Origin of the sequence: Pseudomonas ekonensis (assembly GCF_019145435.1) — a bacterium.
In the GTDB taxonomy this organism is placed as follows: domain Bacteria; phylum Pseudomonadota; class Gammaproteobacteria; order Pseudomonadales; family Pseudomonadaceae; genus Aquipseudomonas; species Aquipseudomonas ekonensis.
The window spans coordinates 1,636,265-1,650,620 of sequence record NZ_JAHSTS010000001.1 but is presented as its reverse complement, the minus strand read 5'-3'; the positions used below and the strand labels follow the sequence as shown (position 1 = coordinate 1,650,620).

At 62.9% G+C, this 14,356-nt stretch carries 12 protein-coding genes; all 12 read left to right on the top strand.

Going from position 1 to position 14,356, the window contains the following annotated elements; all coding sequences use genetic code 11:
* Positions 1–279: 279 nt before the first annotated feature.
* Entirely contained in the window at positions 280–2,505 is a 2,226-nt protein-coding gene (locus KVG96_RS07520; RefSeq protein ID WP_217891437.1) for an NADP-dependent isocitrate dehydrogenase, read from the top strand.
* 135 nt (positions 2,506–2,640) lie between these two features.
* The gene (locus KVG96_RS07515; RefSeq protein WP_217891436.1) at positions 2,641–3,087 is read left to right on the top strand and encodes an NUDIX hydrolase; all 447 of its coding nucleotides are present in this window, start codon (positions 2,641–2,643) and stop codon (positions 3,085–3,087) included.
* 59 nt (positions 3,088–3,146) lie between these two features.
* Positions 3,147–4,271 (top strand): tRNA 2-thiouridine(34) synthase MnmA, encoded by a 1,125-nt coding sequence (mnmA, locus tag KVG96_RS07510; protein WP_217891435.1) that lies wholly within the window; start codon positions 3,147–3,149, stop codon positions 4,269–4,271.
* The gene (gene hflD, locus KVG96_RS07505) at positions 4,268–4,891 is read left to right on the top strand and encodes a high frequency lysogenization protein HflD (protein ID WP_217891434.1); all 624 of its coding nucleotides are present in this window, start codon (positions 4,268–4,270) and stop codon (positions 4,889–4,891) included. The genes mnmA and hflD overlap by 4 nt, the downstream gene beginning before the upstream one ends.
* A gap of 127 nt (positions 4,892–5,018) precedes the next feature.
* Positions 5,019–6,389, top strand: a complete 1,371-nt coding sequence (gene purB / locus KVG96_RS07500; protein WP_217891433.1) for an adenylosuccinate lyase — start codon at positions 5,019–5,021, stop codon at positions 6,387–6,389.
* Positions 6,390–6,475: 86 nt separating this feature from the next.
* Positions 6,476–7,648 (top strand): ribosomal protein uL16 3-hydroxylase, encoded by a 1,173-nt coding sequence (locus tag KVG96_RS07495; protein WP_085579811.1) that lies wholly within the window; start codon positions 6,476–6,478, stop codon positions 7,646–7,648.
* Entirely contained in the window at positions 7,641–8,066 is a 426-nt protein-coding gene (locus KVG96_RS07490; protein ID WP_217891432.1) for a GNAT family N-acetyltransferase, read from the top strand. The genes KVG96_RS07495 and KVG96_RS07490 overlap by 8 nt, the downstream gene beginning before the upstream one ends.
* A 156-nt stretch (positions 8,067–8,222) precedes the next feature.
* Complete coding sequence (locus tag KVG96_RS07485; protein ID WP_217891431.1) at positions 8,223–8,984, top strand: secretin N-terminal domain-containing protein; 762 nt, start codon at positions 8,223–8,225, stop codon at positions 8,982–8,984.
* A gap of 475 nt (positions 8,985–9,459) precedes the next feature.
* The gene (aceA, locus tag KVG96_RS07480) at positions 9,460–10,785 is read left to right on the top strand and encodes an isocitrate lyase (protein ID WP_085579805.1); all 1,326 of its coding nucleotides are present in this window, start codon (positions 9,460–9,462) and stop codon (positions 10,783–10,785) included.
* 613 nt (positions 10,786–11,398) lie between these two features.
* On the top strand, positions 11,399–11,812 hold the full coding sequence (locus KVG96_RS07475; RefSeq protein WP_003223812.1) for an NADH-quinone oxidoreductase subunit A: 414 nt from the start codon (positions 11,399–11,401) through the stop codon (positions 11,810–11,812).
* 10 nt (positions 11,813–11,822) lie between these two features.
* Positions 11,823–12,497 carry a NuoB/complex I 20 kDa subunit family protein gene (locus tag KVG96_RS07470; RefSeq protein WP_085579803.1) on the top strand — a complete coding sequence of 225 codons (675 nt, stop codon included), beginning with the start codon at positions 11,823–11,825 and terminating at the stop codon, positions 12,495–12,497.
* A gap of 72 nt (positions 12,498–12,569) precedes the next feature.
* Positions 12,570–14,354, top strand: a complete 1,785-nt coding sequence (gene nuoC, locus KVG96_RS07465; protein WP_217891430.1) for an NADH-quinone oxidoreductase subunit C/D — start codon at positions 12,570–12,572, stop codon at positions 14,352–14,354.
* The last annotated feature ends 2 nt before the right edge of the window (positions 14,355–14,356 follow it).

Sequence of the window (14,356 nt, the reverse complement as noted above, 5' to 3'; positions counted from 1 at the left end):
GTTGCATATGAACCATCGGCAGATTGCCAGCTACCTATGTATAATGCCGCCCGCTGACCACAGGGTCACGACGGCTGGCCTCTCTACGACGAGACTTTCCGCCTGATTTGGCCGGGCTGATACCGCAGCCTGACCGCATGACGCTCTACTGATGCACCCAACATCACCGCGAAGAAACCTCGACACTCGGTTCATGGATGACTTTGAACGAACGCGCTTACCCGGCGCCCCTCGAGTTTCTGCGCACGCTTTAGCAAAGAAGAGAGAGTTAATCCGAATATGCCCACCCGCTCGAAGATCATCTATACCTTCACCGACGAAGCTCCAGCCCTCGCCACCTACTCCCTGCTGCCGATCATCGAGGCCTACACCGCTTCGGCCGACATCGCCGTCGAGACCCGCGACATCTCCCTTGCAGGGCGCATCCTGGCCAGCTTCCCCGAGCAACTGGGCGACAAAGCCGTAGCCGACCACCTCGCCGAACTGGGCGAACTGGCGGTCACGCCTGAAGCCAACATCATCAAGCTGCCGAACATCAGCGCTTCGGTACCGCAACTGCAGGCCGCCATCAAAGAGCTGCAGGCCCAGGGCTACAACCTGCCGGACTACTCGGAAACCCCGGCCACCGACGCCGAAAAAGACGCCAAGGCGCGTTACGACAAGGTCAAGGGCAGCGCCGTGAACCCGGTTCTGCGCGAAGGCAACTCCGACCGCCGCGCTCCGCTGTCGGTCAAGAACTACGCGCGCAAGCACCCGCACAAGATGGGCGCCTGGGCCAAGGACTCCAAGTCCCACGTCGCCCACATGAGCGCCGGTGACTTCTACGGCAGCGAGAAGGCCGCCCTGATCGAAGCCGCCGACGCGGTGAAGATCGAACTGATCGCCAAGGACGGCACCGCCACCGTCCTGAAAGAGAAGACCACCGTCCAGGCCGGCGAGATCCTCGACTGCGCCGTGATGAGCAAGAACGCCCTGCGCGCCTTCATCGCCGCCGAGATCGAAAGCGCCAAGGCCCAAGGCGTGCTGCTGTCGGTTCACCTCAAGGCCACCATGATGAAGGTCTCCGACCCGATCATGTTCGGCCAGATCGTCGCCGAGTTCTACAAGGACGCCCTGGCCAAGCACGCCGACGTGCTGGCGCAGATCGGCTTCAACCTGAACAACGGCATCGGCGACCTGTACGCCCGCATCAAGACCCTGCCGGCCGAGCAGCAAGCCGCCATCGAAGCCGACATCCAGGCGGTCTACGCCGTTCGTCCGGCACTGGCGATGGTCAACTCCGACAAGGGCATCACCAACCTGCACGTGCCGAGCGACGTGATCGTCGACGCCTCGATGCCGGCCATGATCCGTGACTCCGGCAAGATGTGGGGCACCGACGGCCAGTTGCACGACACCAAGGCCGTGATCCCGGACCGCTGCTACGCGACCATCTACCAGGCCGTGATCGAAGACTGCAAAGCCAACGGCGCCTTCGACCCGACCACCATGGGCAGCGTGCCGAACGTCGGCCTGATGGCCAAGAAGGCCGAAGAGTACGGTTCCCACGACAAGACCTTCCAGATCAAGGCCGACGGCGTCGTCCGCGTGACCGACAGCAAGGGCACCCTGCTGATGGAGCAGGCTGTCGAAGCCGGCGACATCTTCCGCATGTGCCAGACCAAAGACGCGCCGATCCAGGACTGGGTCAAGCTGGCCGTCAACCGTGCCCGCGCCAGCGCCACCCCGGCGATCTTCTGGCTCGACCCGATGCGCGCCCACGACGGCGTGGTGATCGAGAAGGTTCAGGCCTACCTGAAAGACCACGACACCGCCGGTCTGGACATCCAGATCATGGCCCCGGTCGAGGCGATGAAGGCCACCCTGCAGCGCACCCGCGAAGGCAAGGACACCATCTCGGTGACCGGCAACGTGCTGCGCGACTACCTGACCGACCTGTTCCCGATCATGGAACTGGGCACCAGCGCCAAGATGCTGTCGATCGTGCCGCTGATGAACGGCGGCGGCCTGTTCGAGACCGGCGCCGGCGGTTCGGCTCCGAAGCACGTGCAGCAACTGCTGGAAGAGAACTTCCTGCGCTGGGACTCGCTGGGTGAATTCCTGGCCCTGGCCGCGTCCCTGGAGCACCTGGGCGTGAACTACGGCAACCCGAAGGCGCTGGTGCTGGCCAAGACCCTGGACCAGGCCACCGGCCAGTTCCTGGACAACAACAAGTCGCCATCGCGCAAGGTCGGCAACATCGACAACCGCGGCAGCCACTTCTACTTGGCGCTGTACTGGGCCCAGGCCCTGGCCGCCCAGACCGAAGACGCCGCGCTGCAAGCGCAGTTCGCGCCTCTGGCCAAGACCCTGACCGAGAACGAAGCGACTATCGTCGCCGAGCTCAACGCCGTTCAGGGCAAGCCCGTGGACATCGGCGGCTACTACCACGCCGACGCCGAGCTGATCAGCAAGGCCATGCGCCCGAGCGCCACGCTCAACGCAGCCATCGCTGCACTGGCGTAAGGTTGTAGCACGGTAAAGAAACCCCGGCCCAGCGCCGGGGTTTCCGTTTCTGGAGAGCACACAAAACCCTGTGGGAGCTGGCTTGCCAGCTCCCACAGGGATAGTGTTTCAGGTTTTGAGAATCGAGGAAGACCCATGGCCTGGCAACCCCACATCACCGTCGCCACCATCGTCGAGGACAACGGCCGCTTCCTGATGGTCGAAGAGCACAAGGCCGGCCGCAACGTGCTCAACCAGCCCGCCGGCCACCTGGATCCGGACGAGACCCTGATCGAAGCCGCCATCCGCGAAACCCTTGAGGAAACCGGCTGGGACGTCGAGCCCTCCGCGGTGATCGGCATTTACCTGTACACAGCCCCGAGCAACGGCGTGACGTACCAGCGCGTCTGCTTCAGCGCAAACCCCCTGAAGCATCACCCCGACCGCCGGCTGGACGACGGCATCGTCGGCGCCAAGTGGCTGACCCGCGACGAATTATTGGAGCAGCGCGAACACTGGCGCAGCGATCTGATCATCCGCTGCATCGACGATTACCTGGCCGGCAATCGCTTCGGCCTCGAACTGATCCGCCCTTCCCTTTAGCCTTGAGGCCGTGAGCCTGTTAGAATCGCGTCCTTTTTCAAGACACTCATTGAATCCCTATGCGTGATCCAGCCCCTTCTGACACATCCAAGAAGCGCGTCATTGTCGGCATGTCCGGCGGCGTGGACTCTTCCGTTTCCGCTCTCCTGCTGATCGAGCAGGGCTTTGAGGTGGAAGGCCTGTTCATGAAGAACTGGGAAGAAGACGACGGAACCGAGTACTGCACCGCGATGGACGACCTGGCGGACGCCCAGGCCGTGTGCGACAAGATCGGCATCAAGCTGCACACCGCCAACTTCGCCGCCGAGTACTGGGACAACGTGTTCGAGCACTTCCTGGCCGAATACAAGGCCGGCCGCACGCCGAACCCGGACATCCTGTGCAACCGCGAAATCAAGTTCAAGGCGTTCCTCGACTACGCCATGAGCCTGGGCGCCGACCTGATCGCCACCGGCCACTACGTGCGCCGCCGCGATATCGACGGCCGCACCGAACTGCTCAAGGGCCTGGATCCGAACAAGGACCAAAGCTACTTCCTGCACGCCGTCGGCGGCGAACAGATCGCCAAGACCCTGTTCCCGGTCGGCGAACTGGAAAAGCCCGAAGTGCGCGCCATCGCGGAAAAATACGAACTGGCCACCGCCAAGAAGAAGGACTCCACCGGGATCTGCTTCATCGGCGAACGCCGCTTCAGCGACTTCCTCAAGCAGTACCTGCCGGCCCAGCCCGGTGAGATCAAGACCACCGAAGGCGAAGTCATCGGCCGTCACCACGGCCTGATGTACCACACCATCGGCCAGCGCCAGGGCCTGGGCATCGGCGGCCTGAAGGACGCCGGCGACGAGCCGTGGTACGTGCTGCGCAAGGACCTGGAGCACAACGAACTGATCGTCGGCCAGGGCAACAACCACCCGTGGCTGTTCTCCGGCGCCCTGCTCGCCTCCGAGATCTACTGGGTCAACCCTGTCGACCTGAGCCAGCCGCGCCGCCTGACCGCCAAGGTGCGCTACCGCCAGAGCGACCAGGCCTGCACCCTGGAGCAGACCGCCACCGGCTACCGCGCCGTGTTCGACGAGCCGCAGCGCGCCGTCACGCCGGGCCAGTCGGTGGTGTTCTACGACGGTGAGGTCTGCCTCGGCGGGGGCGTGATCGAAGTCGCCGAGCCGTGGAGCGGCCAGGCATGAGCCCGATCCAGGAACAACTGACGGCGTTGGGCGGCGTGTTTCTCGCCGCCGTGCTGGTCGACCGGATCGCCAAGACCGGCCAGACCAACGAGGCCGGCCTGACCTGCATGCTCGGCAGCCTGCTGGTGCGCGACCCCAAGGACACGCTGGACGTCTACGGCGGCGACGACATCAACCTGCGCGACGGTTACCGCGCCCTGATCGGCGCCCTCGAGCGCGACCCGAGCACCCTGCAGCGCGAGCCGTTGCGCTACGCCCTATCGATGCTGGGTCTGGAGCGACAACTGGCCAAGCGCGACGACATGCTCGACACCATCGGCAAGCGCCTGCCGCAGATCCAGTCCCAGGTCGAGCATTTCGGCCCGGCCCACGAAAACGTGATCGCCGCGTGCGGCGCGCTGTACCAGGACACCCTGAGCACCCTGCGCCAACGGATCCAGGTGCACGGCGACATGCGCAACCTGCAGCAGCCGAGCAACGCCTCGAAGATCCGCGCCCTGCTGCTGGCCGGCATCCGCTCGGCGCGCCTGTGGCGCCAGCTCGGCGGCCACCGCTGGCAACTGGTGATCAGCCGCCGCAAGCTGCTCAAAGAGCTGTATCCGCTGATGCGCAGCGAGTGAACCGACCCGCGACAATTGCTTTGTAGCCTGTAACGCGTAATACGCCGGTCAGTTGGTGACGGATCGGCGGATGTTTTCATGTATGATACGCGCCCCATTTCGTTGCCCGACTGTCCGAGAACACCCCATGCAGCTCTCTTCGCTCACTGCGGTTTCCCCTGTAGACGGCCGCTACGCCGGCAAAACCCAGGCCCTGCGCCCCATTTTCAGCGAGTACGGCCTGATCCGCGCCCGCGTCCTGGTCGAAGTGCGCTGGCTCCAGCGCCTGGCCGCCCACGCCGGCATCCCGGAAGTGCCGGCCTTCTCCGCCGAGGCCAACGCCGTTCTGAACGAACTGGCCGAAAACTTCTCGCTGGAGCACGCCGAGCGCGTCAAAGAGATCGAACGCACCACCAACCACGACGTCAAGGCGATCGAATACCTGCTCAAGGAGCAGGCGGCCAAGCTGCCGGAGCTGGCCAAGGTCAGCGAATTCATCCACTTCGCCTGCACCAGCGAAGACATCAACAACCTGTCCCACGCCCTGATGCTGCGCGAAGGCCGTGACGACGTGATGCTGCCGCTGATGCGCCAGACCGCCAACGCCATCCGCGAACTGGCCCAGCGCTTCGCCGACGTGCCGATGCTGTCGCGCACCCACGGTCAGCCGGCCTCGCCGACCACCCTGGGCAAAGAGCTGGCGAACGTGGTCTACCGCCTGGAGCGCCAGATCGCTCAGGTGGCGGCCGTTCCGCTGCTGGGCAAGATCAACGGCGCCGTGGGCAACTACAACGCCCACCTGTCGGCCTACCCGCAGGTCGACTGGGAAGCCAACGCCCGCGCCTTCATCGAAGACGAGCTGGGCCTGGCCTTCAACCCGTACACCACGCAGATCGAGCCGCACGACTACATCGCCGAGCTGTTCGACGCCATTGCGCGCTTCAACACCATCCTGATCGACTTCGACCGTGACATCTGGGGCTACATCTCCCTGGGTTACTTCAAGCAGCGCACCATCGCCGGCGAAATCGGTTCGTCGACCATGCCGCACAAGGTCAACCCGATCGACTTCGAAAACTCCGAAGGCAACCTGGGCATCGCCAACGCGCTGTTCCAGCACCTGGCGAGCAAACTGCCGATCTCCCGCTGGCAGCGCGACCTGACCGACTCCACCGTGCTGCGCAACCTCGGCGTGGGCTTCGCCCACAGCGTGATCGCGTACGAAGCGAGCCTCAAAGGCATCAGCAAGCTGGAACTGAACGCACAGAAGATCGCCGAAGACCTGGACGCCTGCTGGGAAGTGCTGGCCGAACCGGTCCAGACCGTCATGCGCCGCTACAACATCGAGAACCCGTACGAAAAACTGAAGGAACTGACCCGCGGCAAGGGCATCAGCCCTGAAGCGCTGCAGACCTTCATCGACGGCCTCGACATGCCGGCCGAAGCGAAGGCAGAGCTCAAGCGCCTGACGCCGGCCAGCTACATCGGCAACGCCGTGGCGCAAGCCAAGCGCATCTGATCGACCGCTTGAACCGTTTGAGACGCCCGGCCGCGCCGGGCGTTTTTATTCCCGTCTGAAAAGTGCTTTTTTTCAATAGGTTACATATGAATCCAGATACTCCTCTTCAACTTCTGGGCGGCCTCACGGCGCGCGAGTTCATGCGCGACTACTGGCAGAAAAAACCGTTGCTGATCCGTCAGGCGATGCCTGACTTCGAAAGCCCGATCGATCCTGACGAGCTGGCCGGCCTGGCCCTCGAAGAAGAAGTCGAATCGCGCCTGGTCATCGAACACGGCGAGCGCCCGTGGGAGCTGCGTCGCGGCCCGTTCGCCGAGGACGAGTTCACCAAGCTGCCTGAGCGCGAGTGGACCTTGCTGGTGCAGGCGGTCGACCAGTTCGTGCCGGAAGTCAGCGAACTGCTGGAGAACTTCCGCTTCCTGCCGAGCTGGCGCGTCGACGACGTGATGATCAGCTTCGCGGCCCCGGGCGGCAGCGTCGGCCCGCACTTCGACAACTACGACGTGTTCCTGCTGCAGGGCCACGGCAAGCGCAACTGGAAGATCGGCCAGATGTGCGACTCCGAAAGCCCGCTGCTGCAGCATGCGGACCTGCGCATCCTCGCCGAATTCGAACAGACCGACGAGTGGGTGCTGGAACCGGGCGACATGCTCTACCTGCCGCCGCGCCTGGCCCACTGCGGTGTTGCCGTGGACGACTGCATGACCTACTCGGTCGGCTTCCGCGCGCCGAGCGCCGCCGAAGTGCTGACCCACTTCACCGACTTCCTGAGCCAGTTCCTGCCGGACGAAGAGCGCTACACCGACGCCGACGCCAAGCCGGTCAGCGATCCGCACCAGATCCAGCACGACGCGCTCGACCGCCTCAAGTCCCTGCTGGCCGAGCACATGGGCGACGAACGCCTGCTGCTGACCTGGTTCGGCCAGTACATGACCGAGCCGCGCTATCCGGAACTGGTGGTCGGCCTGGAAGAAGTCGCGGAAGACGACTTCCTCGGCGCCCTGGAAGACGGCGCGGTGCTGATCCGCAACCCGAGCGCCCGCCTGGCCTGGTCCGAAGTCGACGACGACCTGCTGCTGTTCGCCAGCGGCCAGAGCCGCTACCTGCCGGGCAAGCTGCGCGAGCTGCTGAAGATGATCTGCGCCGCCGATGCGCTGCACATCGACAACCTCGGCGAGTGGATGGACGACGAGGACGGCCGCGGCCTGCTGTACGAACTGGTCAAGCAAGGCAGCCTGGGGTTCGCCGACGATGAATAAGATTCGCGTGCATGTCGCAGACTGGCAAAAGGACAACGCCGAGATCCGGCGCATCCGCGAAACCGTGTTCATCGCCGAGCAATCGGTGCCGCCGGAGCTGGAATGGGACGCCGATGACGCCACCGCCGTGCATTTCCTGGCGTTCGAAGGCGACTTCCCCATCGGCACCGCCCGCCTTCTGCCCGACGGGCACATCGGCCGGGTGTCGGTGCTCAAGGACTGGCGCGGCCTGAAGGTCGGCGATGCGCTGATGCAGGCGGTGATCGCCGAAGCCGAAGCGCGGGGGCTCAAGCAGCAGATGCTCAGCGCCCAGGTTCAGGCGACGCCGTTCTACGAGCGCCTGGGGTTCCACCTGGTCAGCGAGGAGTTCCTCGAGGCCGGGATTCCCCATGTCGACATGGTCCGCCATTCGGCCTGAGCCCTGTGACGAGAGAGCTTGCTCCTTCGCCACAACCCTCGCGAACGCCCCGCCATCTCCGGATGCCGGGGCGTTTTGCCGTCCGGGATTCAACTTGCCCCACCCCGGGCCGACAAAGTGGCAATATCAAGCCTTTCGAAAGCGGAGATAACGGACATGTCCCTACGCACCCTGCTCGCCACCCTGCTGCTCGGCTGCAGCCTGTCGGCGATGGCAGCCACAGAAATCGTTCCCCTCAAGTACCGCACCAGCGCCGACATGCTGCCCATGGCGCAGGACTTCATAGGCAAGGACGGCCAGGTCAGCGCCTACGGCAACCAGTTGATCGTCAAGGCCGAGCCCGGCAAGATCCAGGAACTCAAGGATCTGCTGACGCAACTCGACACCGCGCCCAAGCGCCTGCTGATCACCGTCGACACCAACGAGAACAACGGCCGCGGCGACGAAGGCTACTCGGTCAACGGCGCCCAACCGAACCAGACCCGCATCATCAGCCGCAGCACCGCCAGCCGCGACGGCGGCGTCCAGCAGGTACAGGCCAGCGAAGGCATGCCGGCGCTGATCCAGGTCGGCCAGAGCGTGCCGATCACCAGCAGCCAGAGCGACTCCTGGGGCGGCTACAGCAGCCAGACCCAGTACCGCAACGTCACCCAGGGCTTCTATGTCACCGCCAGCGTCACCGGCGACATCGTTCACCTGGCCATCAGTACCAACCGTGACCGCATGAGCCAGGAACGTCCCGATGTAGTGAACGTGCAAAGCACCGACACAACCGTCACCGGACGCCTCGGAGAGTGGATCACCCTGGCGGGCGTGAATCGCCAGACCCAGGCCGACAAACAGGGCCTGACCCGCAGCTACTCGACTCAAGGCCGGGATGACATGACCTTGCGGGTGAAAGTCGACAGCCTGGACTGAAGCCCCGAAAACTGACCGTACAGTCGTATTAGACGAAAGATGTAGTGCTTGAAAAAAAGCACTACAAAACGTTTGACGGGCCAAAAAAGCGAAGGCATGATGGCCTCGCTCCCGCTAATCAGAGGCCCTGGCAAGGGCCTTCGAAGCGATGTTCGCACCTACCCCGCGAACCGTTTCGTGTCTGTACCGCCCACAAGGTGTGTTTGACGAGGTTGCGACTGGAACGAAGTTGTCCCGAGGGACGGAAGCGTTTTTAGGTAACCCGGCATCACGCTGCAGCCCGCAGGAAAGGCCCACGACGCCCCGACTGCGCCCGCCAGTTCGCCTTTACCTGCTCACTCTCCCCTCGAGCCCGTCGTTCATCCCGTCGCCATCCCGCCGAACCCGACTTGACCACCCGGACCTCTGGTCAGCGAGCGCAGGAATTTTCCACCGCAGAACAACTTTTCATAAAGACGCGACGAGGTTTATCTCCATGGCACTGACACGCGAACAGCAAATTGCAGCCCTTGAAAAAGACTGGGCTGAAAACCCGCGCTGGAAAGGCGTGACTCGCACTTACTCCGCTGCTGACGTCGTCCGTCTGCGTGGCTCGGTCCAACCTGAGCACACCTTCGCGAAAATGGGCGCCGAGAAGCTGTGGAACCTGGTGACCCAGGGTGCCAAGCCGGCCTTCCGTCCTGAGAAAGATTTCGTCAACTGCATGGGCGCCCTGACCGGCGGCCAGGCCGTGCAACAAGTCAAGGCCGGCATCCAGGCGATCTACCTGTCCGGCTGGCAAGTGGCTGCGGACAACAACTCCGCCGAATCGATGTACCCTGACCAGTCGCTGTACCCGGTGGACTCGGTGCCGACCGTGGTCAAGCGCATCAACAACGCCTTCCGCCGCGCCGACCAGATCCAGTGGAAAGCCGGCAAGAACCCGGGCGACGACGGCTACATCGACTACTTCGCACCGATCGTGGCTGACGCCGAAGCCGGTTTCGGCGGCGTCCTGAACGCCTACGAGCTGATGAAGAGCATGATCGAGGCAGGCGCCGCCGGCGTTCACTTCGAAGACCAACTGGCTTCCGTGAAGAAATGCGGCCACATGGGCGGCAAGGTACTGGTTCCGACCCAGGAAGCCGTGCAGAAGCTCGTCGCTGCCCGTCTGGCCGCTGACGTCGCCGGCACCCCGACCATCATCCTGGCCCGTACCGACGCCAACGCCGCCGACCTGCTGACTTCGGACTGCGACCCGTACGACCAGCCGTTCGTGACCGGCGAGCGCACCCAGGAAGGTTTCTACAAGGTTCGCGCCGGCCTCGATCAAGCCATCGCCCGCGGCCTGGCCTACGCGCCGTACGCCGACCTGATCTGGTGCGAAACCGCCAAACCGGATCTGGAAGAGGCCCGCCGCTTCGCCGAAGCGATCAAGAAGGAATACCCGGACCAACTGCTGTCGTACAACTGCTCGCCTTCCTTCAACTGGAAGAAAAACCTGGACGACGCGACCATCGCCAAGTTCCAGCGCGAACTGTCCGCCATGGGCTACAAGCACCAGTTCATCACCCTGGCCGGCATCCACAACATGTGGCACAGCATGTTCAACCTGGCGCACGACTACGCCCGCAACGACATGACCGCCTACGTGAAGCTGCAGGAGCAGGAATTCGCCGACGCCGCCAAGGGCTACACCTTCGTGGCTCACCAGCAGGAAGTGGGCACCGGCTACTTCGACGACATGACCACCGTGATCCAGGGCGGCACCTCGTCCGTGACCGCACTGACCGGTTCGACCGAAGAAGAGCAGTTCCACTGATCGACTTCGCCTGAGCGAACGGCCCTGGCGGATCGTACAGAAACCTAACCGCCAAGCCGCACAACTGACGCCCCGACCGGTTCGGGGCGTTTTTTTTGCCCGTTATCCAACGAACGCCGCGGATTCCGGAGCCACCCGGGATCGCTGCAGGAGCCAGCCTGCCGGCGATGCCCTCGACCAAGACACCGCCCCTCCCGCAACCTCTCTGCGCGAACCTTGATCCAGCGCAGTGCCGGCAGCAGAAAAACCGGCTAAAACAGGCGCCGCCGCTACTTGCAGTAACGCAGATATAAGACAACTTCCCAACTGCCGCACCGCCAAAAAGTAACAAACCCACTCCAAACGATATTAATTATCATTTAGCCGCAACTATGTTCGTTACATCCCTCACAAAACATCATTGACGCAATCCGGGCTAATGCCCGCAACCCGCGGGCTGCGGGGCATTCGAGGCGCGCTATGTCCTTATTCCAATAAATAATTTCGCTATAGGAATTTTACTTGCAGGGTGTTTAGCCATAAAATCAGCGGGATTGATTGCTGCGACATATCGTCACTGCCTTATTTCTTTATCAAGCTCAGAGACCCTTGCTCTCTGTTAAGGATTACCAGCATGCCCGAAGCGACCGGACTCATGGCCCACAACTGGGGCTTTGCCATTTTCCTTCTGGGTGTCGTCGGCCTGTGCGCCTTCATGCTCGGCGTATCCAGCCTCCTCGGGTCAAAAGCCTGGGGTCGCAGCAAAAACGAACCGTTCGAGTCCGGCATGCTGCCCACCGGTGGCGCCCGCCTGCGGCTCTCAGCCAAATTCTATCTGGTCGCGATGCTGTTCGTGATCTTCGATATCGAAGCCCTCTTTCTCTTTGCATGGTCTGTGTCCGTCCGCGAAAGCGGCTGGACCGGATTCGTCGAAGCTCTCGTTTTCATAGCAATTCTGTTGGCAGGTCTTGTCTACCTATTTCGAGTGGGCGCCCTTGACTGGGCTCCGGAAGCTCGTCGTAAGCGGCAGGCGAAGCTGAAACAATGAGGCTTTGGCAATGCAATACAATCTCACCCGAATCGACCCCGATGCGCCTAACGAGCAGTACCCGATCGGCAAACGGGAAACCGTCGCCGATCCGTTAGAGGATCAGGTCCACAAAAACATTTTCATGGGCAAGCTGGAAGACGTGCTGAGCGGCGCGGTCAACTGGGGACGTAAGAACTCCCTGTGGCCGTACAACTTCGGCCTGTCGTGCTGCTACGTGGAAATGACCACCGCCTTCACGGCGCCCCACGACATCGCCCGCTTCGGCGCCGAAGTCATCCGGGCATCACCGCGTCAGGCGGACTTCATGGTTATCGCCGGTACCTGCTTCATCAAGATGGCGCCGATCATCCAGCGTCTCTACGAGCAAATGCTCGAGCCGAAGTGGGTTATCTCCATGGGTTCGTGCGCAAACTCCGGTGGCATGTACGACATCTACTCCGTGGTTCAAGGGGTGGACAAGTTCCTGCCGGTGGACGTTTACGTGCCTGGCTGCCCGCCCCGTCCGGAAGCGTTCCTGCAAGGCCTGATGCTGCTGCAGGAATCGATTGGCCAGGAGCGTCGCCCACTTTCCTGGGTCGTTGGCGATCAAGGCGTCTATCGCGCCGACATGCCTTCGCAAAAGGAACAGCGCCGCGAACAGCGCATTCAGGTAACCAACCTGCGCAGCCCTGACGAAGTCTGATCCAGATCTGTTCTGCATAGAAACGAGAAGCTGGCTTCATTCTTTACGTTGACCGAAAGCGAAAAAATAACCATGACTACAGGCAGTGCTCTGTACATCCCGCCCTACAAGGCAGACGACCAGGATGTGGTCGTCGAACTGAACAACCGCTTTGGCGCCGAAGCCTTCACCGCCCAGCCGACCCGCACCGGCATGCCGGTGCTGTGGGTGGCCCGCGCCAGGCTCGTCGAAGTCCTGACCTTCCTGCGTAACCTGCCCAAGCCGTACGTCATGCTCTATGACCTGCACGGTGTGGACGAGCGCCTGCGCACCAAGCGTCAAGGGCTGCCGGACGGCGCCGAATTCACCGTGTTCTACCACCTCATGTCGCTGGAACGTAATAGTGACGTGATGATCAAGGTTGCCTTGTCCGAGAGCGACCTCAGCCTGCCAAGCGTCACCGGCATCTGGCCGAACGCGAACTGGTACGAGCGTGAAGTCTGGGACATGTACGGCATCGACTTCAAAGGCCACCCTCACCTGTCGCGCATCATGATGCCGCCGACCTGGGAAGGTCACCCGCTGCGCAAGGACTTCCCTGCCCGCGCCACCGAATTCGATCCGTTCAGCCTGAACCTGGCCAAGCAGCAGCTCGAGGAAGAGGCCGCGCGCTTCCGTCCTGAAGACTGGGGCATGAAGCGTTCCGGCCCGAACGAGGACTACATGTTCCTCAACCTCGGCCCGAACCACCCTTCGGCCCACGGTGCGTTCCGCATCATCCTGCAGCTGGACGGCGAAGAGATCGTCGACTGCGTGCCGGACATCGGCTACCACCACCGCGGCGCCGAGAAGATGGGCGAGCGCCAGTCCTGGCACAGCTACATCCCGTACACCGACCGCATCGACTACCTCGGCGGCGTGATGAACAACCTGCCGTACGTGCTCTCGGTCGAGAAACTGGCCGGCATCAAGGTGCCGGAGAAGGTCGACGTCATCCGCATCATGATGGCCGAGTTCTTCCGGATCACCAGCCACCTGCTGTTCCTGGGCACCTACATCCAGGACGTCGGTGCGATGACCCCGGTGTTCTTCACCTTCACCGACCGCCAGCGCGCCTACACCGTGATCGAAGCCATCACCGGCTTCCGTCTGCACCCGGCCTGGTACCGCATCGGCGGCGTCGCCCACGACCTGCCGCGCGGCTGGGACAAACTGGTGCGCGACTTCGTCGAATGGCTGCCCAAGCGCCTCGACGAGTACACCAAGGCCGCCCTGCAGAACAGCATCCTCAAGGGCCGTACCATCGGCGTTGCCCAGTACAACACCAAAGAGGCCCTGGAATGGGGCGTCACCGGTGCGGGCCTGCGTTCCACCGGCTGCGACTTCGACCTGCGTAAGGCGCGTCCGTACTCCGGCTACGAGAACTTCGAGTTCGACGTGCCGCTGGCCGCCAACGGCGACGCCTACGACCGCTGCATGGTGCGCGTGGAAGAGATGCGCCAGAGCGTGCGCATCATCGACCAGTGCCTGCGCAACATGCCGGAAGGCCCGTACAAGGCGGATCACCCGCTGACCACGCCGCCGCCGAAAGAGCGCACGCTGCAGCACATCGAAACCCTGATCACGCACTTCCTGCAGGTTTCGTGGGGCCCGGTCATGCCGGCCAACGAATCCTTCCAGATGATCGAAGCGACCAAGGGCATCAACAGTTATTACCTGACGAGCGACGGCGGCACCATGAGCTACCGTACCCGGATCCGCACTCCGAGCTTCGCCCACCTGCAGCAGATCCCTTCGGTGATCAAAGGCAGCATGGTCGCGGACCTGATCGCGTACCTGGGTAGTATCGACTTCGTTATGGCCGACGTGGACCGCTAAGC

Bases quoted from the DNA above. Each gene is read 5' to 3' on its own strand.
- KVG96_RS07495 (WP_085579811.1), top strand. From the start codon at position 6,476: ATGAATCCAGATACTCCTCTTCAACTTCTGGGCGGCCTCACGGCGCGC.
- aceA (WP_085579805.1), top strand. From the start codon at position 9,460: ATGGCACTGACACGCGAACAGCAAATTGCAGCCCTTGAAAAAGACTGG.
- KVG96_RS07475 (WP_003223812.1), top strand. From the start codon at position 11,399: ATGCCCGAAGCGACCGGACTCATGGCCCACAACTGGGGCTTTGCCATT.
- KVG96_RS07485 (WP_217891431.1), top strand. From the start codon at position 8,223: ATGTCCCTACGCACCCTGCTCGCCACCCTGCTGCTCGGCTGCAGCCTG.
- purB (WP_217891433.1), top strand. From the start codon at position 5,019: ATGCAGCTCTCTTCGCTCACTGCGGTTTCCCCTGTAGACGGCCGCTAC.
- KVG96_RS07470 (WP_085579803.1), top strand. From the start codon at position 11,823: ATGCAATACAATCTCACCCGAATCGACCCCGATGCGCCTAACGAGCAG.
- hflD (WP_217891434.1), top strand. From the start codon at position 4,268: ATGAGCCCGATCCAGGAACAACTGACGGCGTTGGGCGGCGTGTTTCTC.
- KVG96_RS07490 (WP_217891432.1), top strand. From the start codon at position 7,641: ATGAATAAGATTCGCGTGCATGTCGCAGACTGGCAAAAGGACAACGCC.
- KVG96_RS07515 (WP_217891436.1), top strand. From the start codon at position 2,641: ATGGCCTGGCAACCCCACATCACCGTCGCCACCATCGTCGAGGACAAC.
- nuoC (WP_217891430.1), top strand. From the start codon at position 12,570: ATGACTACAGGCAGTGCTCTGTACATCCCGCCCTACAAGGCAGACGAC.
- KVG96_RS07520 (WP_217891437.1), top strand. From the start codon at position 280: ATGCCCACCCGCTCGAAGATCATCTATACCTTCACCGACGAAGCTCCA.
- mnmA (WP_217891435.1), top strand. From the start codon at position 3,147: ATGCGTGATCCAGCCCCTTCTGACACATCCAAGAAGCGCGTCATTGTC.